The sequence below is a fragment of the Prevotella sp. CAG:592 genome (assembly GCF_000436015.1).
GTDB lineage: Bacteria > Bacteroidota > Bacteroidia > Bacteroidales > Bacteroidaceae > Prevotella > Prevotella pectinovora.
On record NZ_FR892546.1, the window covers coordinates 14543 to 34141 of the forward strand.

A 19599-nucleotide genomic window follows, 5' to 3' on the forward strand; every position below is an offset into this window, starting at 1 on the left:
AGAACTCCAGTCCGCCGCTCACCGTGGTAAGCTCCGAGCCGGCCATCACGTATTTGTCGGCATCGGTGTCAGTCTTGTTCACGTCGTAGGTCACTTTGCCGTAGATGTTCAGCATGGGAATCACGCCGTATATCAGGTTTGCCATCACAGAGCAGTCTTTGAAGAAATATGTCTGATGGCTGGCAGCACGGTTCATCAAATCCAGTTCCAGCGTCACCGGTCCCATGTTGAATCGGTTGCCCAATGCTATGTATGAAATGAATTTGCTCGGTTCGTATTCCATCATGTTGAGAGAATAGGTGGTGCTCCAGATGCCGTGAGTGCCGGTCCAATAGAGGTTGTAGGCAAACATGTCGTGTCTGTCGGCGGTGGCAAAAGAGCTCTCGCAGAACTGTGCGAAGAAGGTGTCTTTGCCTCTGTTAGAGGTATATGCAGCGTTTACACCGAATTTGAAGCAAGTCACGTTGTTCCAGAATTCAGATGCCGTATAGATGTCGATAGGAGCTTTCTCATATTCGTATCCACCTATCCATACTATCTCCTTACCGGCAGAAACTCCCCAGTTCTTGTTCGCCTGATAGGTTACATACATCCAGTCTGTTGCCTGGAAAATGTCGTTTCTTTCGATTTTCTTGTTCAGTCGCTGTCTGAAGGCGAAAGAAACCTTTTCGTTGATTTGTCCGTCAACGAAGACGTTCAGCTGGTCGCCTTTGAATCCAGAGTGGTCATGCCTCAGTTCGCCGCCAACCCTGTCGTTGTAGAAGCCCACCTTTGTCTCGGCTCCGATTTTCAGTTTCGGTGCAGTTTCCTGCGCCTGTGTCGGCAATGCGCATAGGGCAGCGATTGCCAATAAAGGAAAATGTCTCATATTTTAATTTATAGTTTTATCATGGTGTGTTTCCCGCAAGAAAATATTGTGTTCCTGTCACAAGAACATTGTATTTTCCTTCTAAGAATATTGTGTCTTTCTCGTAAGAACATTGTGTTTCTCCCGTATGAAGTTGCAAATGTATAATAAAAGGAAAAATATTCCAAACGATATAGCAAGAAAATACGTCAGAATAAAAAAATCATTAAAATATTTGGTTGTTTGACAGAAAAGTCATACCTTTGCACTCGCTTTTGATAATAAAGCAAATACGGAGATCCGCTAGCTCAGTTGGTAGAGCACAACACTTTTAATGTTGGGGTCTTGGGTTCGAACCCCAAGCGGATCACACAAAGGGAGGTCTTCGGAGCCTCCTTTTTTTGTGCCCTGCGGTATCGAAGTATTTGTAGTATCATAGTTTTTTTATTTGTAGCATCATGATGTCTTGTGATGCTGATGAAAGAAGGAAGACACATGGAAACAACAAGAGATATTAATGTTTCGGTTGCAGGCAACGACAGCAACAGGCTGGCAAACGGGAAAGAGTATATGGAAAAAGAAAACAGAATAATCATGCTCGGCACGGGTAGCGCCACGGTGACTCGCTGCTACAACACCTGTTTCGTGGTGGAGTCGGGGAGCGACAGGCTGATGGTTGATGCCGGTGGCGGAAACGGTATCCTGGGCCAGTTGTCCAAGGCTGGAGTCGCCATCGATGATATCCATCACCTCTTCGTTACACATGCCCATACCGACCACGTGCTCGGAGTGGTATGGGTGGTGAGAGTGATAATGCAGCATGTGCTTGAAAAGCGCTACGACGGGGTGCTCCACATGTATGGCAACGGCAAGGTGGTGGATGTGATAACCGCCATCTGCGGAATGACCCTGCACAAGAAATACAACGCTCTCATCGGTTCGGAGATATTGTTCCACCGCCTTGCCGACGGAGACGGATTCCAGGTGGGCACGATGGATGTGAAATGTTTCGACATCCACTCCAAGAAGGAACCGCAATATGGATTCTCCCTGCGCTTCGGCAATGGCGAAAGACTGGTGTGTATGGGCGACGAACCTTGTTCGGAGCAGACGCTGCAACATGCCGCCGGTGCCGACTGGATGATGTGTGAGGCTTTCTGTCTGTATGCCGACAGGGAGCGCTTCCGTCCATACGAGAAATTCCACAGTACCGCACTTGATGCCGGAACAATGGCAGAGAAGACCGGTGTAAGGAATCTTATTGTATATCACACTGAAGACACCGACCTCGCTCATCGTAAGGAACGCTATACCGAAGAAGTGAAAGAGAATTTCTCTGGCAACGTGTTCGTTCCCGACGATCTTGAAGTGATAAAGCTCTAAAGGATTGTCTTTTACGACATGAAGGATTGATTTACGATATAGATTATATATTTACGACATGCCCCGCCGCGACATAGAGATTGTCATGGCGGGGCATGTTGGTATTTTTTAGGGAGGATAATTCAGACCGTGTTGCCGATTTGTATTTACAGGAAAGCAATCGTCAGTCCTGCCATCACGATGCTGACCATCGACATCAGTTTGATGAGGATGTTGAGCGACGGACCGGAAGTGTCTTTGAATGGGTCGCCCACGGTGTCGCCAACGATGGTGGACTTGTGGTTCTCGCTGCCTTTGCCGCCGAAGTGTCCTTCCTCAATCATCTTCTTGGCATTGTCCCATGCTCCGCCCGAATTCGACATGAACACGGCGAGGGTGAAACCGGCTGCCAGTCCGCCGGTCAGCAATCCGAGCACACCGGCAACTCCTAACACCAAGCCAACCACTATCGGTATCACTATGGCGAGCAGCGACGGGATTATCATCTCCCGCTGTGCGCTCCTCGTGCTTATCTCCACGCAGCGTCCGTAGTCTGGCGTTGCCTTGCCTTCAAGTATTCCCTTTATCTCGCGGAACTGTCGGCGCACCTCCTGTACCATCGATTCTGCAGCACGTCCCACGGCACCCATCGTGAGTCCGCAGAAGAGGAATGCCGCCATGGCTCCGAGAAATGCTCCCACGAGCACTCTCGGGTTGATGAGGTTCACCTGGAAGAAGTTTATGAAGTCTATCGTAGAAGCGTTTGTAGGGTCGAAGATGTTTCCTGCCGCATCCACATATTGCTTGCCGCCCTCGAAGGCTCTCACCATGGCAATCTTTATCTCCTCTATATAGGAGGCAAGCAATGCAAGCGCCGTTAGCGCCGCCGAACCGATGGCGAATCCCTTTCCCGTTGCCGCTGTGGTGTTGCCGAGAGCGTCGAGAGCGTCGGTGCGCTCACGCACAGCCTCGCCCAGTCCGCTCATCTCGGCGTTGCCGCCGGCATTGTCGGCGATAGGGCCGTAGGCATCGGTAGCCAATGTGATGCCGAGTGTGGAGAGCATTCCCACGGCAGCGATGCCGATGCCATAGAGACCGGTGCTGAGACTCTTGGCTGATAGCGACATGTCGAAACCGTTGGCACACAGGTAGCTGAGCATGATAGCCACGGAGATGGTCACCACTGGCACCATCGTTGATATCATTCCCGTGCCGATGCCCTTGATGATTACCGTGGCAGGTCCTGTCTGCGATGCCTCTGCAATTTTCTGTGTAGGCTTGTAGCTCTGTGATGTGTAATATTCTGTAGCCTGTCCGATGATTACTCCCGCTGCCAGACCGCTGATTACCGAGAACGACAGTCCGAGCCAGTTTTCAATTCCCAGCAGATAGAGGATGAAGAATGTGGCGATGGCGATGAGCACGGCACTGACGTTAGTGCCGAGACCGAGCGAATGAAGCAGGTCTTTCATCGATGCGCCCTCTTTGGTGCGCACCAGGAAGATTCCGATCAGCGAGAGGAAGATGCCTATCGCCGCGATTATCATCGGAGCTATGACAGCCTTCAGCTGCATGTCGCCGTTCATGGCGAATGCCGTGGCGCCGAGAGCAGCAGTGGAGAGTATAGATCCGCAATAGCTCTCATAGAGGTCGGCTCCCATTCCAGCCACGTCGCCCACGTTGTCGCCCACGTTGTCGGCGATGGTGGCAGGGTTGCGGGGGTCATCCTCCGGTATGTTGGCTTCCACTTTTCCCACGAGGTCGGCTCCCACGTCGGCTGCCTTGGTGTAAATTCCGCCGCCCACACGTGCGAAGAGCGCCTGTGTTGAGGCTCCCATTCCGAATGTGAGCATTGTGGTGGTAATGGTTATCAGGGCAGTCTTCTCATCGGCATATACAGCGTTGAGAACCAGAAACCAGATGGCGATGTCGAGGAGTCCGAGGCCCACGACTACGAGTCCCATCACGGCGCCGCTGCGGAATGCAGTCTTCAGTCCCTTGTCCAGTCCTGTGCGTGCTCCGTTGGCTGTGCGTGCAGAGGCGTATGTGGCGGTCTTCATGCCGAAGAATCCGGAGAGTCCGGAGAACAGTCCGCCGGTAAGGAATGCGAACGGCACCCATGGGTTCTGCACTTCAAGCACGTATGCCATGAATGAGAATATTATGGCCAGCACTATGAATACTATGCCCACCACCTTGTATTGTTGTTTGAGATATGCCATCGCACCCTTTCTCACGTGTGCTGCAATCTCCTTCATACGGTCGGTTCCCTCTTCCTCTTTCATCATGGTGCGGAAGAAATACCATGCCATTCCCAATGCCACGATGCTTGCTACGGGAATCAGCCAGAAAACTAATGGAATGTTGTTCATAAGCATTTGATATTTAAGTTTGACTGCTTAAAAAATTAAAGCCCAAGTAAGCCCTGAAGACTGATTTGGGTTTATGGTTGCAAATATATGAAAATATCAAATAAGTTGAACTTCTGAATTACTTTTTTTTCTGTTTTCTCTTTGATTAATGTCACTTTTGTCTCTTTTTGCAATATCTTGATTGCATTTAGACGGTATTGTGATGACGTCAGTCCGCTTGGAGTTTATTGATGATTGCATATAACTGAACTTCCCTTTGTGATAGCCTTGTCATGTCTGGTAATCACAAAGGGAAGTCTGTTCATGATATTTGTCCGTTTCCGTTTATTCAAAGTAGAATGTCAGGGCGATGATTTTGCTCCGGCATTCTTTCACTGAATTTGCATACATGAAGCGGTCTGCCATGCTCGGGTCTTTGAACCGTTTCGGGTGGTCTGTGTCGAGACAGTTGGTCAGTCCGTAGCAGAATTTCAGTTCAGGTCGCAGCTTGAAGAAGGGCAGGTAGAGATCGCAGCCCAGTCCCACTTCCAGAAACACGTCGTAGCGTTTCAGCTTGATATAGTCGCTGTCGCTGCCCGAGAGGTTCAGCATAGGGTTCACTCCCGCCATGAGATAAGGGCGGTGGTTGTTGAAGCGTGGTGCGCTGAAGATGAGGTCCATGGCAGAAGAGATATAGATGGTCTTCAGCTCCTGGTTCTGCGTCACGGGCTTTCCTTCGCCGGTCTTGTCTGTCAGGTTCATGAATTTGATGTTCCTTGTTCCGAAATACATTGCCGGAGCGAGGCGGAAGGCAAAGTGTGTGCCAAGGCGCAGCTCACCGAGCACACCTACTGTGAATCCGGCGTCCCACTTGTCCTGGTCGGTGGTGATTATCTTCTCCACCGTGCCGTCGTCTGTCGTTATCGTCTGCGGTCCCATGCCCACGAACTCCAGATCCTGCAGGTGTGTTCCCACCATCACACCGAAGTGGAACGGTCGCAAATCGGTATACGGACGATTCTGCACCTGTGTGTCTTGCGCTTTCATGGCCGTGCAGCCCATCAGCAAGGCGAACAGAATCAGTATATGTCTTGTAATTGTCTTCATCGGTTATCGTTTTTATTTACTGATAACGTAGAATTCGGCGTCTTATTGCATTTCGGGAGGCATCAATGTTTGGTTATGGCTTAAAATTACTTTATATGCCATAATCCTGTTCCTTACTGATTTTTTCATTTCCTGATTTCTCCCTTCTTCTTTGCAATACCCACAAATGATTATCGCCCTGGTTCATTATATACTTAATAATATGTGAAACAGGAGTTGAGGAACGTCGAAACTGATATTTTTTACTCGAAAGCAAAAAAAACCGTACCAAATATTAGGTATTTAAAATAAAATATCTAACTTTGCATCGTACGAGAAAAACAGTACAAGAACATTATTAACTTTAAAATATAAATTATTATGGCTTACGTAATTGGTGACGATTGTATCGCATGCGGTACATGTATTGACGAGTGCCCAGTAGGTGCTATCTCTGAGGGCGACAAGTATTCTATCGACGCAGATGCATGCACAGAGTGCGGTACATGTGCTTCTGTTTGCCCATCTGAGGCTATCAGCCTTGGTGAGTAATACGGAGTTCCTTCAGAACTTATGGGATGACAATCTCATATATTATTAAGTTTTAGACAATCAGAGCTTTCCTTCGGGGAGGCTCTTTTTTTTATTGCGTTTACTGTTCATTCCTCTTTGGAATGATATATACTTTACATATATCCGATTCCTTTTCCACCAATATCATATAGGCACATAAACTGGTCACCTGTCGTATTGTTGTAATACGTAGCTTTACACCACTTGTCTATACATTTTGCACCTATACTTCGGCTTGTGTAGTCTTTTGTTGTAGCGTATCGCTATGCTGGTGTATATGGTTTTTCCTCAGAAATAGTGTCATAGTATCATTCCGGGCTCTAATGAATACCCTAAGATGCTGTAGACCAACGACTTGGTTAAATGATACTTTTCTGAATGTTTTACAGAAAAGTGTCATTTAAGTATCATTTAAGTATCATGCCTTTTCAACGCAAAGGCGGAGATTTTTATCGGTTCAAAAGCATTGATTTATCATTGAAGTATCATGCCTTTTCAACCGAAAGGAGTCTGTTCTGACGCTTATTGTTTCACTCCTTTACGAACGTATTCATTCTATGAATAATTTGGGCACTGTTCTGCCAATGTTTGTGCCCATTAGGGGCAAGCAGCGTGCCCCACTTGGGCAAGCACAGTGCCCCACATGGGCAAGCACCTTGCCCCATTTGAGCAAGCGTACTTCTCATTTTTTTGTGAATAGATAAAGAAAATTAAACCCCAAACGATATAATTACCGTCTGGGGTTTAATCATTAGATTTTATTTATAAGAAATCCTTTCTTAGTATGTAGCGAGAACCTGCTTTGCTGTCGGGTTCTCCGGGTCGATCTGGATCAGCTTCTCGAAGAATGGCTTGGCAGCAGCGCTGTCGTTCTTGATCTTGTAGAAGTAGATGCCGAGGTATGTGTAAGCCTCAGTGATGCTAGCCTTGTCAGAATCGTCCTTCACACCCTTCTCCTCAATCAGCTTGGCGAGCTTGTCGTAGTAAGGTCTTGCCAGACCCTTTGTCTGATTAGCGTCGATAAGACCGAGAGTACGTGCTGCCATGAAGTTGCAGAAGTCAGCATTGCTTGGATATTTCTCACTCATCTGGTTGTAGATCTCAACAGCCTTCTTCACAGATGCCTCCTGGGCAGCTCCAGTCTGGCTGGCAGCCTGGTTGCGGTAGATGTTGGCAAGACCGTTGTAGTCGTTGATGCCTACATTTGGGTTAAGAGTGAGATACTGCTCATAGAGTTCCAAAGACTTTGCGAAGTCACCCTTTGCTTTGTAAGCGTCAGAGAGGTCCTTGATGACTGCTGCCTTCTGAGCGTTTTCTTTGCATTCAGCAAGCTGCTTGTTGTAGTATTCGATGGCTGTGTCATACTGCTTCAGAGCGCTGTATGTCAGTCCGGCGTATTTGTAGTCGTTTGCTGTGAGGTCTACAGAGTCGCTCTTGTTGAACAGGGCGTCAACATACTTTGCAGCCTCGTCATACTGCTTCAGCTCGAAAGAGTTGTAGAGAGCCAGACGGTTGTAGCCGGAGTTGCGTGGGTTCTTTGAAAGACCGTAAACGGCGAGTTCCTTTGAAACATCATTTTTCTGGTTTGCGAATGCAGCCAGTGCATACTCTGTAAGGTAGCTTGGCTCGTGGTCGTAGAGCTTGGCAGGTGTCACCTTGCTATAGTAGTCGAGCACCTTCTGCATATACTTGCCGTTCTTCTTTGCAGCCTCATAGTAGATGTGGGCTGCTTCAGCGTCAACAGGGAAGTTCGCATCGAGTGTGCGAACCTTCTCCAGCTGCTCTACAGCCATGTCTGGAGACACACCACGCATAACGCGGGCATATTTTACGTAAGCGCTGATGTTGTTTGGCTCAGCATAGTAAGCGTTCTGATACATGGCAGCAGCAGCGCCTGGGTCATCGTTGAAGTAAGCCAAGTCGCCGAGGAGCACGAAACCGTCGCCCACCTTGCCGGTCTTTGCCTTGTTTGTCAACTCAACAGCCATCTCGCCGTATTTGCGGGTGTTGGCTGTGTCCTTTACGTCGAGATAAGCACGACCGATGGCTGCAAGAGCCTTGGCGTCTTTCTTGTTCTCTTTCACCGCTGCCTTCACGATAGATGCCACAGCAGCCTTGTCCTTGTTGGTCTTGATGGCGTTGACAGCGTCCTTGACGCTTGTCTGTGCCATAGCAGAGCCGCTGAATACTGTCATCAGCGCTCCCATGAATAGATATTTTATTGCTTTCATAATTCTCTTGTTTTTAAGATAGTGATTGATGATCGTTCTTTTCTATTATTCTCTTTTTTTTTGCGTATGCAAAGATACTTATTTTTATTTATCTAACACTTATCCGCTTGATAAATTGCATTGTAAGAGAAAATATTCTTGTTCTTTTAATCATCATTAACTTGAACGCTGCGCCATTCCAGGTCTCCGCGATAGGGGAGGAGAGCAGATTTCAGGATAATCTTCTGTCCCTGTGGCGACTGCATGAAGTTTGCCACGCCAACTGGCAGTCCATGGAACGGGTCGGCAAGCAGTGCGTAAATCGTTCTTGCGAACGGATATCTGCCATCGAGCAGGTATAGCTGGTATGGTTTCCAACTGTTCATCTCCGTAGCCTTCTCCATCTGGCATACCGACATAACCGTGATGTTCTTCTTGAATGTCACGTTTGTAGTGTCTCGCTTGTCGTTGAGCCAGTTGCTGCCGATGATGCCGATGGCGTTAGGAGTTTTCTCAACATATTTGATGACCTCAGCACTTGTGTTCACGGCCGAGATGTTAGGACTGTTGATAGGTTTGCCGCCAAGGATAGAATCTACTGCCCATCTCACGGCTGCCGACTGCTTGTTGTCGAACACCACGTCGATGGTTCCGAATTTCGAACCCTTGTTTATCTGGTTCCACTTTGTTGCCTGTCCGGAGAGGATTCTCTTGATGTCCTTCACCGTTATGCAGGAGTCAACATTGTTCTTGTTTATGATGAACGCCAGTCCGTCGTAGCCAAGCGGGAAATAACGTGGCTGTATCTTCATGCTCTTGAAATACTCGAGCTGTTTCTTAGACAGGTTCCTTGCCGTTATGATGAGATGCACGTCCTGTTTCATCAGTGCGTTGAAGGCATCAATCTCATTTGTGTATTTCGCTGTGACATGAGCGTCAGGATACATGGCATGGAATACGGCAAGCTCTTCCTCCACGATAGGGCTGAAGCTCTCATCGCACATCAATGTCATTTTGCCTGACGAGTAGGTGTCAGTTCTTGCATTCTTGGACTTTTGCTCTGAACATGCGCAGAAAACCAATAATGCAACCATCATTGTAAGAAATGTGTAAGTCGTTCGCTTCATGATAATTCTTGTTTAGTGACAGCCCCGTTGTTCTTGGAGCCACTTGTTTTATAAATTATTCTGTTAGGATATTTCTCTGTATGTCAGAGAAAAAAAAGAAGAGCAGAAGCCACCTTCTATAAGGCAATTCCTCTACTCTTCTTGTTAGATATCTCGTCTATGTGAGATTACTGAAGGCGGAATGTTACAGGTACGGTAAATCTTGAACGTACCGCCTGGCCATTCTGCTTACCAGGAATCCACTTAGGCATGCTACTGATTACGCGCTGTGCCTCCTTGTCGAGTGATGGGTCAACACCACGAACGACCCTAACCTGTGATACAGAACCGTCTCTCTCTACGACGAACTGTACAACTACACGACCCGAAATACCATTCTCAGCAGCAACTACTGGATACTTGATATGATCAGCGAGCCATCCGTTTACAGATCCGCCAGGGAATTGAGGCTGCTGCTCTACCACCTCGAAGATCTTGTTCTGCTCCTCCTCATGCTTTGGAGGTTCTGGAGCTGCAATCTCCTCAACGGCCTTGAGCACTGTACCACCTGCTTCGTCGTTACCCTTAACGTCGAAAGCACCGATAGCAGTCTTTGTTTCCTTCAACTCATCCTGAGTCTTCATTTCCTCCTCAGGTTTAACCTCAGAGTCCTTCTTGATGACAGGAGGTGTAAAGGCGATAGAAGACTTAACCTTTTCTACCTTCTGCACCTGCTCCACCTTAGGAGTCTCGGTCTTCTTCTCAACCTTGGCCTCCTTCTTTGCCTCAAGGAGAGATGCCTCCATTTCAGCCTCGAACTTAGCCTTCTGAGCTTCCTGATATGAGTTATAAGCTGCAAGTCCTAAATATGCAACCGCTGCGACGGCAGCAACGAATATCATTGAAACGATATTACGCTTGCTTGTACCTCTACGCAGTTGGTAAGCACCATAGACCTTATTACGACCTTGGAAGACTATGTCAGCCCATTCATTTGATATAAGATCAATTTTTGCCATTTTCTTTAAAATGTTTAATTTTAGAAAACTATCAACATCGTTTACTTAACGCCGGCTGCCTTCAGAAGGCGCATGTCGTCGTCGTTTACTTTGTCGATAACGTACTTACCTATTGCACAAATCTGCATTTCATCGAGAGCATCTACAAGGTTCTTATAGGATGCAGTATCCAAAGTCTTGATGATGATCGTCAGTGCAGGAACCTTACCTGTTTCCAGTTCACCCTTCTTGATCTTGTCAAGTTTGGCGTTGTAAACAGAGTCGCTCATGCTCTTGTCCTTTGCACGCTCTGAATCGAGAAGTTTCTTTGCTGCCATGATGTTCTTGACAGGAGTGTAACCCCCCTCAGTCCTGTGGTTGATCAAGACGCTGCGGATACCGTCAGCACCCCATGTGGTCTTCTTCAGACATGCAGGGTTGTCATACTGTGGAATACCGTCTACGTGATAGATCTGGTCGTTGCCTGCAAGGTACAGAGTCAGAGTCTGTGACGCCTTGGTAGCAGAACGGTCCTGCTCGTTCACGTTCTTATCATTACTTGGCATGGTGAGCTGCATTGACTGAGGCTTGCTCAGAGAAGTACAGAGCATGAAGAAGGTGATAAGAAGCATCATCATATCCACCATAGGGGTGAAGTCGACGCGGGTCTCGGCTTTTTTCTGTCTTGAACCTTTTTTCTTTGCCATATTATTCAGCCTCCTCCTTCTTTAATGTAGTGATAAGATAATAACGGTTCTCACTCATGTCCTGAAGCTCAGACATCATCTTCTTTACAACCTTGTATGGAGTTGCGGCGTCAGCCTTGATAGCAACCTTCATCTTGTCGCCAAAAGAAGAGTTGCGTGCGGCGTCTACCCAGCACTGGAATTCACTCATGCCTCCGTTGATGGAGTCAGTAGGAATACCCATTTCCTTCTGAAGATTGTTGACGTCTCCTGCTTCATGCTTGAGAACATCAGACATTTTATTCATAGGCATACCGAAGGAAGCGAGTCCAACGAAGTTCTTCTCCTGCATAGCAGAGAGAGAGAGACCTGAGAACTTGCTCTTGAATCCTTCGAGCATCTCCTGCATATATCCTGGCTTGTCAAGTCCGATAAAGATCTTACCATCCTTGTCAACGATAATCTGCAGAACTTCTGTTTCTGGAACCTTGATCTCTGACACTGAGCCCGGCGCATTTACCTTCACTGCCTCATTCTTCACGAACGTTGACGTCAACATGAAGAAGGTAAGCAGAAGGACCATAACGTCAGACATAGGGGTCATATCTATCCAGACGTCGGCTTTCTTAATCTTTATCTTACCCATAATGAATAAAGTTTTAAAGGGTTAGTAATAAAGATTAAGCCTCTTCTGTATGGTTAGCTTCGTATGTCTTTGCGATAGTGTAACCAACCTCGTCAAGAGCGTAAGTGAGCTTATCGATCTTGTTTGAGTAGTAGTTATAAGCAACAACGGCGCACCATGAAGTCAAAATACCAGAAGCAGTGTTGACGAGGGCCTCAGAAATACCGGTAGAGAGCTCGAGAGAGTCACCACCACCACCGGCTGCAAGAGCGGCGAACGACTTGATCATACCCACAACGGTACCGAACAGAGCGGTAAGAGTACCAAGTGTTACGAGAGTTGCCAGAATTGGCATGTTCATCTGAAGAGTAGGCATCTCAAGCTGAACAGCCTCCTCGTGAGCCTGCTGGATCTTAGAAACCTTCTGCTCCTTCTTCAAACCTGGAGTATTCTCCATCTCTGAGTAAGCCTTCAAAGAAGCTGTAACAACGTTACCTACAACACCCTGCTGCTTGTCGCAAAGCTGCTGAGCCTTAGCCATATCGCCGGCTGAAACTGCTGCCTTAACGTTAGCAACGAACTTAACGAGGCTGCTCTTGCCGTTTGCAGTGCGGAGAGCCAGACCACGCTCTACTGAAAGTGCGATCACAGTGAAGAGAAGTGTGATGATGACAGGAACGACGATACCTCCCTTGTAGATAGTACCGAGCAAGTTGCCTGGAAGTGGAGCGTTTGCGTTGTCGCCACCCTGGAAGTTACCTGGGTTACCGAGAACGAACTCGTAGAAGCATACACCTGCGATGAAGCAGAGTACGATGATCCAAAACGCTGCGCGAACGCCCTGAAAGCCCTGCTTCTTAGCCTTGGCTGGGGCTTTTGTCTGTGAATTTGCCATAATTTTGTTGAATTTGATTTTTAAGTTATTAATAAATTTAAGTTATATTCTCGATTAGCGCCTTTTGAAGGCTGATTTAAAGTTTGTCTCGAAGGTCAACATAGTGATTTATGCACTTCTTATCCGTGCAAAGATAGTAATTTAATATTGACTTTGATAAAAAGTTAAATCATTTTAACTACCTTGATGCGATTTTTTTCCTTTCAGAGTGCTTTTCTATATGCTTCGAGTGTTTTTATCCGCAATATTTTCCATCAGCGCATCATAAAGACACACTGTTCGTCTGTCATGCCAGCAGCGCCAATGTGTCCTTGATGCGTTTCATCGCCTCGCGGATATTGTCGTCGCTTGTGGCATAGCTCATGCGGAAGCAGTATGGGTCGCCGAATGCGTCGCCGCCCACTGTTGCCACGTGGCCCACTTCGAGCAGGAACATGGCGAGATCCGTTGAGTTTTCTATCTTCTTCCCGTTGTAGCTCTTGCCGAAGAAGCTGCTGCATTTAGGGAACAGGTAGAAGGCGCCTTCCGGTTTGTTCACTTCCAGTCCCGGTATGTCCTTGGCGAGTTCCACGATAAGGTCGCGGCGTCTTTCAAACGCTTTCCTCATTGTCTCCACGCATTCCTGCGATGTGGTATAGGCAGCCTCTGCCGCTTTCTGGCTCACTGAGCAAGGGCCGCTCGTATACTGTCCCTGCAGCTTGTTGCATCCTTTCACTATCCATTCCGGAGCTGCTATGAATCCTATTCTCCATCCTGTCATGGCGTATGCCTTAGACACTCCGTTCACGATTATCGTTCGCTCTCTCATTCCCTCTATGTGGGCGATGCTGCTGTGCTTGCCCACGTAGTTGATGTGTTCGTAGATCTCGTCGGCGAGCACATACAGTCCTTCATGTCTTTTTATCACCTCAGCAAGCCCTCTGAGTTCTTCTTCAGAGTACACGCTGCCTGTAGGGTTGCTTGGCGAGCACAGGATGAGCATCCTTGTCTTTGGCGTTATGGCAGCTTCGAACTGCTCCGGTGTCATCTTGAAGTTCTGTTCGAATCCGGCTTCAACGATAACCGGTTCTCCTCCGGCAAGTTTCACCATCTGCGGATAGCTCACCCAGTATGGAGCAGGGATTATCACCTCTTCTCCATCATTTACGAGTGCCATCACCGTGTTGCACACACTCTGCTTGGCACCGTTAGACACGAGAATCTCGTTTGTTGAGTATTCCAGTCCGTTTTCCTTCTTCAGCTTTTCGACGATAGCCTTTCTCAGTTCGATATATCCCGGCACTGGCGAGTATCTCGAGTAGTTCTCGTCGATAGCTTTCTTGGCCGCCTCCTTGATATGGTCTGGTGTGTTGAAGTCCGGTTCTCCCACGCTCATGTTGATAACGTCGATACCTTGCGCTTTCATTTCTCCGCTTTTCTGCGACATCGCTAATGTAGCCGAAGGAGCGAGCCTGTTCAGGCGGTCTGATAATTTTGTCATATAAGATGTGTTATGTGTTTATATTTGTTGCAAAAGTATATTATTTTCTTCTCTTTAACGAATAATTCTCACTTTTATTTTGTAATATGTGTTAAGTAATAGCAACAAGGGCTGTTTCATAGAACAATATGTCTAAGAAACAGCCCTTTGCCGTGTATGTAATGTCCTGTTATTTCATTCTCCGGTCCCTATATATATATTATAGGTGAAGGTTGTGTCCCATGCGCAGCTTTTTGGTCTGGAGATATTTGTAGTCGTATTCGTTAGGTGCGATTTCGATTGGTATGTTCTCCACGATTTCCAGTCCGTAAGCCTCAAGTCCCACTCTCTTTGTAGGGTTGTTGGTGAGGAGTCTCATCTTGCTCACTCCGAGCTGTCTGAGAATCTGTGCTCCGCATCCGTAGTCTCTCTCGTCCGGCTTGAATCCCAGGTGTATGTTTGCCTCTACTGTGTCGAGACCTTTCTCCTGCAGTTTGTATGCGGCAATCTTGTTCATCAGTCCGATGCCTCTACCTTCCTGCTGCATGTATACCACTACGCCCTTTCCTTCTTTTTCTATCATCTCCATCGACTTGTGGAGCTGTTCTCCGCAGTCGCATCTCTTGCTTCCGAAGATGTCGCCGGTAGAGCATGAGGAGTGAACTCTGACGAGGATCGGTTCGTTTGGCTCCCAGCTTCCCTTGATGAGTGCCATGTGTTCCATTCCGTTGCTTGTCTGGCGGAACGGCACGAGTCTGAAGTGTCCGTATGCCGTCGGCATGTCCACTTCTTCTCCTTTTTCCACGAGCACCTCATTCTTGAGTCTGTATGCTATCATGTCTTTGATGGAAATCGTCTTCAGACCGTATTCCTTGCCGAACTCCAGCAGCTGTGGCAGTCTTGCCATCGTGCCGTCTTCGTTCATAATCTCCATCAGTGCACCGGCAGGGTAGAGTCCTGCCATGCGGCAGAGGTCGATGGCGGCTTCGGTGTGGCCGCTTCTTCTGAGCACTCCGTTGTCCTGTGCATAGAGCGGGTTCACGTGTCCTGGTCTGCCGAAGGTTGTCGGTTTGGAACTTGGGTCGGCGAGAGCCTTTATAGTCTCTGCTCTGTCGTGTGCGGATACTCCTGTGGAGCATCCTTCCAGCTTGTCCACCGTCACTGTGAACGGCGTGCCGAGCATAGAGGTGTTGTCAGACACCTGGTGTGGCAGGTCGAGTTCCTTGCATCTCGACATAGTGATGGGCACGCAGAGCACGCCTCTGGCATGCTTGAGCATGAAGTTCACTTTCTCGGCGTCGATCTTCTCGGCTGCGATGATGAGGTCGCCCTCGTTTTCGCGGTCCTCGTCATCCACTACGATAACGAATTTGCCTTCTTTGATGTCTTCGATGGCCTCTTCTACGGTATTGAGCTTTAAATTCTCCATTGTGATTGTTACCTTATTATATAATATATAAATTTCTTTGTATGTAAATTCTCCTGTTTGTCATCTTGCCGTCGGCTCCTCTTTCATTTCAGTGAGCCTGTCTGTCATCAATTTGTTGGTCTCGCTGATTTTCTTGAGGTCTCTCATCAGTCTCAGTCTGAATCTCCACATCCTGAAGAAGAAGAACAGACCTGCCGGCACGATTATGGCGGCGGTGATGTTCAGCCATTTCCTCTCGAACGGTCTTGTGTGTGATTTCACCATTATCACGGGATATTCGTTCAGACAGTTTATCACCTTTCTGTCTTTTGAGTTCGAAAGGTCGGCAATGGTGCTTTCGAGCAGTTCGCCGATGCGCTCCATCTCGTGGTCCGGCTGATATTTGAAGAACACGTTGATGAAGTTTGGCGGAGATTTCAGCTTGTGTGTCGTGGCATACTGCTTTATCTCCTTGGTTATCTGTTCGATGTTCTGCCGGTCTTTCTCATAGTCGGGAGTCTCTATTATCACCGTCTTTCTCGTTATGCTCCTCTTCGTTCTCAGTCCGAGCAGCTTTGCCGCCACCTTCTTGTATGCGTCGATGTTGAACACCACGGAGTCATTGTTAGCCTTATAGGTGAAGAATATGGCGAGCGGTGTCAGTACGGATGTCGCGATGCTCTTTCCGAACCATACCGCCCACATGCCGCCACGCGCCATTCTGTATCCGGTATTGTCGAAGATATAATATACGATGAATACAAGCACCGAGATGATTACCGGCACTCCGAGTCCGCCCTTTCTGATGATTGCTCCCAACGGGGCACCGATGAAGAAGAATATGATGCACGAAAGGGCGAGCGTGAATTTGTTTATCGCCTCTATCTTGTGCTGGCGCAGCAGCTTGTCGCCGTCGCCCGTCACCATTGCCTTGAACTGCAGTTCGTTCATGTTGTTCTGCACCGTCGACATGGCGTTGTTCACAGCCCTAAGCTTGTTGTCAGCCGTTAGCGATTCGAATTTCTTCTTCACGTTGAATTTTCCGCTCTCCACTTCTTTCTTTATCCTTAAGGAGTCGCTTCTCGAAATCTTCTGGCTGCCCAGGAGCATGAATCGGGCGTCTTTGTAGAATGCACGTCCGATGCTGTCATATTCATGACTTATCGAGTCCATATCGTGGCTTATCTGGGATATGCTCTTTGCCTTGGCATTGTTGGAAAGCGAACTTGCGTCGGCAAGGTTGAATCCGTTGTCGAAGTCGAGTACGATTTTCTTGGAGATGAACGTCTCCCGTCTGTATGGCACGTTGGCGCTGCCCGTGACGTCAGACGACTTCATGTTTTCAAACCACTCTCCGCTATGCAGCGTCAGCACGAGGTGCTTCTTCTCTGCCGTAGACTGCAGCATGCCCGAGTCGGCGAGTATTATCGCTGCATCCTCGAAACTGTCGGTCATGCGGTAAATCATTATGCCATAGAGCATTCCGGAGTTAAGGTCCTTCTTCTGCACATACAGGTTGCAGTTCGGTATTCCGTCGTAGAACACGCCTTCCGGTATTTCCAGTTCCGGACTCTTCTGCTTCATCGACATCAGCAACTGAGCGAACTGCATGTTGGCGCTTGGTGCCACCACATTCTGGAAGTAGAACGACACTCCGGATATTATCAGTGTTATGGCTATCAGCGACCTGAAAGCCTGCATCAGCGATATTCCGGCAGCCTTGATGGCAGTAAGCTCACTGCTCTCGCCGAGGTTTCCGAAGGTTATCAGCGACGACAGCAGGATGGCCAGCGGCAAAGCCTGCGGCACGAGAATCAGACTCATATACCAGAAGAACTGCGCCATAACCTCCACCGACAATCCCTTGCCGATGAGTTCATCGACATATCTCCATAGAAACTGCATCATCAGCACGAACTGGCAGATGAAGAATGTTCCGATGAAGAGCATCCCGAATTGTCTGGATATGAAGATGTCTAATTTCTTTATTCTAAGCATTGTCTTGTGGTATCATAGGGCGTCATTGCCCAATAACGGTGCAAAAATACTACAAAAAATCGGAAGTCAGAAAATATTTCCTTCTATTTACCAAGTTTTGAGTATTTCAACATTTCCCGATGCGTTATTTGTGTTATAATCAGTGGATAAGTCATGTAGCAGCGGATATGTCATATATCAGCGGATTTCATTTCCGGTGTCAGCGGTTTTCATTGGCGTTTTGTTTTTTTTCGTTATGCCAATAATCCCCAGACTGTATGATGGCCGATTAGAGGGATATACAGTCAGATACGAAAAAACTCCCCTGAAATCCGTTGTTTGGTTTCAGGGGAGTAGCTTTCCAGGTCGGATCGTTCAAGTGCCGACGTTATTTCCTTTTTCTGTTGGCTCTTTGCTGGCGGTATTTCGCTTTCTGCATGGCTGAGCCACTACCGTGGGCACCAGTTATGTATGCCTTTTTCTTGGCTTTCGTCTTCACCTTGCCGTTGGAGTCGTCGCTCTTTCTGGCCGGTCTGAATGTCATGCCGCCTTCGATGATCTGATCTATGTCCATATTCGTGATATTAATGGTGGAAGAGTCTTACGCCGGTGAATGCCATCGTGATGCCATATTTGTCGCAGGTGTCGATGACATGGTCGTCACGCACCGAACCACCTGCCTGTGCGATATATTCCACACCGCTCTTGTGGGCGCGTTCGATGTTGTCACCGAATGGGAAGAAGGCATCGCTGCCCAGTGCCACCTTGGTGTTCTTGGCAATCCACTCCTTTTTCTCCTCCATCGTCAGCACCTCCGGCTTCTCTGTGAAGAACTGCTGCCATGTGCCGTCAGCGAGCACGTCGTCGTGGTCCTCGCTGATATATACGTCGATTGTGTTGTCGCGGTCAGCGCGGCGGATACCCGGCACGAAAGGAAGGTTCATCACCTTCGGGTGCTGGCGCAGCCACCAGATGTCAGCCTTGTTGCCGGCCAGACGCGTGCAGTGGATGCGGCTCTGCTGTCCGGCGCCGATGCCGATAGCCTGTCCGTCCTTCACGTAGCAAACAGAGTTGCTCTGTGTGTATTTCAGTGTGATGAGACTGATGATGAGGTCGCGCTTGGCCTCCTCTGTGAATTCCTTGCTCTTGGTAGGGATATTCTCGAAGAGCTTCGGGTCGTCGAGCTTCACCTCGTTGCGTCCCTGCTCGAATGTGATTCCGAACACCTGCTTGTGTTCAATCGGTGCTGGTTTGTAAGTAGGGTCTATCTTAATCACGTTGTATGTACCCTTGCGCTTGTCGTGGAGGATTTCCAGAGCCTCAGGCGTAAAGTCCGGGGCAATAACTCCGTCGCTCACTTCCCTCTTGAGCAGCGTTGCCGTAGCGGCGTCGCAAGTGTCGCTCAATGCCACGAAGTCGCCGTATGAACTCATGCGGTCGGCGCCGCGTGCCCTTGCGTATGCACAGGCGATGGGTGAGAGTTCCATCTTCAGGTCGTCAACGAAGTATATCTTCTTCAGTGTGTCGCTCAGTGGCAGTCCCACAGCGGCGCCTGCCGGTGATACATGCTTGAAGCTGGCTGCTGCAGGCAGTCCTGTAGCTTCTTTCAGCTCCTTCACGAGCTGCCAGCTGTTCAGGGCATCAAGGAAGTTGATGTAGCCCGGACGGCCGTTTAATACTTCGATTGGGAGTTCGCCCTCTTCCATGTAAATTCGTGAGGGCTTCTGATTCGGATTGCATCCGTACTTTAACTGTAACTCTTTCATTATAATGTCTCTTTACCTATTTTGCTGCAAAATTACTTCTTTTTTGTCAGATGTCAAAGCGTTGTGGCGAAAAGTGTATATGACGTGCGGAAGAAGGCATTGAAAGAAGCCGGTCTCCGCATAGACAGGAGACCGGCAATAATTTGTCTTTATAGAGAAAATGACCCGTTGGCGGAATAAGTTTAGCGCACACTTAATCCTAATAACCGATTTGGGTTAAAATGGGCACGGTGCTTGCCCAACTGGGGCA

Annotated in this window: 16 protein-coding genes and 1 tRNA gene; 3 read left to right on the top strand and 14 right to left on the bottom strand. The window is 48.2% G+C overall.

All coding sequences use genetic code 11. The annotated features are described in order from the left end of the window. Positions 1 to 868 (bottom strand): porin (locus QVO99_RS03960; RefSeq protein WP_288176942.1); only part of this gene is annotated, 868 nt, incomplete at its 3' end. A 276-nt stretch (positions 869 to 1144) separates the two neighbouring features. On the opposite strand from QVO99_RS03960, the gene QVO99_RS03965 reads away from it, so the two are divergent. After that, positions 1145 to 1217 (top strand) — tRNA-Lys (locus QVO99_RS03965). A gap of 200 nt (positions 1218 to 1417) precedes the next feature. Next, positions 1418 to 2230 (top strand): MBL fold metallo-hydrolase, encoded by an 813-nt coding sequence (locus QVO99_RS03970; RefSeq protein WP_288176945.1) that lies wholly within the window; start codon positions 1418 to 1420, stop codon positions 2228 to 2230. A 146-nt stretch (positions 2231 to 2376) separates the two neighbouring features. Here QVO99_RS03970 and QVO99_RS03975 read toward each other — a convergent pair whose 3' ends face one another. Both QVO99_RS03975 and porT read right to left on the bottom strand, forming a co-directional pair. Next, the gene (locus tag QVO99_RS03975; RefSeq protein WP_022316303.1) at positions 2377 to 4581 is read right to left on the bottom strand and encodes a sodium-translocating pyrophosphatase; all 2205 of its coding nucleotides are present in this window, start codon (positions 4579 to 4581) and stop codon (positions 2377 to 2379) included. Positions 4582 to 4905: 324 nt separating this feature from the next. Continuing rightward, the gene (porT, locus tag QVO99_RS03980) at positions 4906 to 5667 is read right to left on the bottom strand and encodes a type IX secretion/gliding motility protein PorT/SprT (RefSeq protein ID WP_022316304.1); all 762 of its coding nucleotides are present in this window, start codon (positions 5665 to 5667) and stop codon (positions 4906 to 4908) included. A gap of 360 nt (positions 5668 to 6027) precedes the next feature. On the opposite strand from porT, the gene QVO99_RS03985 reads away from it, so the two are divergent. After that, complete coding sequence (locus QVO99_RS03985) at positions 6028 to 6198, top strand: DUF362 domain-containing protein (protein ID WP_022316305.1); 171 nt, start codon at positions 6028 to 6030, stop codon at positions 6196 to 6198. Between the two features lie 800 nt (positions 6199 to 6998). On the opposite strand, the gene QVO99_RS03990 is transcribed toward QVO99_RS03985, so the two are convergent. The 11 genes from QVO99_RS03990 to QVO99_RS04040 all read right to left on the bottom strand — a co-directional run bounded on the left by QVO99_RS03990 (position 6999) and on the right by QVO99_RS04040 (position 19349). Further along, positions 6999 to 8450 (bottom strand): tetratricopeptide repeat protein, encoded by a 1452-nt coding sequence (locus tag QVO99_RS03990; protein ID WP_022316306.1) that lies wholly within the window; start codon positions 8448 to 8450, stop codon positions 6999 to 7001. 146 nt (positions 8451 to 8596) lie between these two features. Further along, complete coding sequence (locus QVO99_RS03995; RefSeq protein WP_022316307.1) at positions 8597 to 9556, bottom strand: PstS family phosphate ABC transporter substrate-binding protein; 960 nt, start codon at positions 9554 to 9556, stop codon at positions 8597 to 8599. 167 nt (positions 9557 to 9723) lie between these two features. Beyond that, entirely contained in the window at positions 9724 to 10554 is an 831-nt protein-coding gene (locus QVO99_RS04000; protein ID WP_022316308.1) for an energy transducer TonB, read from the bottom strand. A gap of 41 nt (positions 10555 to 10595) precedes the next feature. Continuing rightward, a complete protein-coding gene (locus QVO99_RS04005) occupies positions 10596 to 11240 on the bottom strand; it encodes an ExbD/TolR family protein (protein ID WP_022316309.1) in 645 nt (214 codons plus the stop codon). Position 11241: 1 nt separating this feature from the next. Then, positions 11242 to 11865: an ExbD/TolR family protein gene (locus QVO99_RS04010; protein ID WP_022316310.1), complete on the bottom strand. Its 624-nt coding sequence runs from the start codon at positions 11863 to 11865 to the stop codon at positions 11242 to 11244. Positions 11866 to 11899: 34 nt separating this feature from the next. Beyond that, positions 11900 to 12739 (bottom strand): MotA/TolQ/ExbB proton channel family protein, encoded by an 840-nt coding sequence (locus QVO99_RS04015; protein WP_022316311.1) that lies wholly within the window; start codon positions 12737 to 12739, stop codon positions 11900 to 11902. A gap of 286 nt (positions 12740 to 13025) precedes the next feature. Further along, positions 13026 to 14219 (bottom strand): pyridoxal phosphate-dependent aminotransferase, encoded by a 1194-nt coding sequence (locus QVO99_RS04020; RefSeq protein ID WP_022316312.1) that lies wholly within the window; start codon positions 14217 to 14219, stop codon positions 13026 to 13028. A 199-nt stretch (positions 14220 to 14418) separates the two neighbouring features. Continuing rightward, on the bottom strand, positions 14419 to 15627 hold the full coding sequence (locus QVO99_RS04025) for a bifunctional 3,4-dihydroxy-2-butanone-4-phosphate synthase/GTP cyclohydrolase II (RefSeq protein WP_022316313.1): 1209 nt from the start codon (positions 15625 to 15627) through the stop codon (positions 14419 to 14421). Between the two features lie 60 nt (positions 15628 to 15687). Then, positions 15688 to 17604, bottom strand: coding sequence for an LptF/LptG family permease (locus QVO99_RS04030; RefSeq protein ID WP_288176943.1), 1917 nt, complete (start codon positions 17602 to 17604; stop codon positions 15688 to 15690). A 367-nt stretch (positions 17605 to 17971) separates the two neighbouring features. Further along, complete coding sequence (locus QVO99_RS04035; protein ID WP_022316315.1) at positions 17972 to 18157, bottom strand: hypothetical protein; 186 nt, start codon at positions 18155 to 18157, stop codon at positions 17972 to 17974. Between the two features lie 10 nt (positions 18158 to 18167). Continuing rightward, positions 18168 to 19349 (bottom strand): phosphoribosylaminoimidazolecarboxamide formyltransferase, encoded by a 1182-nt coding sequence (locus QVO99_RS04040; protein WP_022316316.1) that lies wholly within the window; start codon positions 19347 to 19349, stop codon positions 18168 to 18170. Between the last annotated feature and the right edge of the window lie 250 nt (positions 19350 to 19599).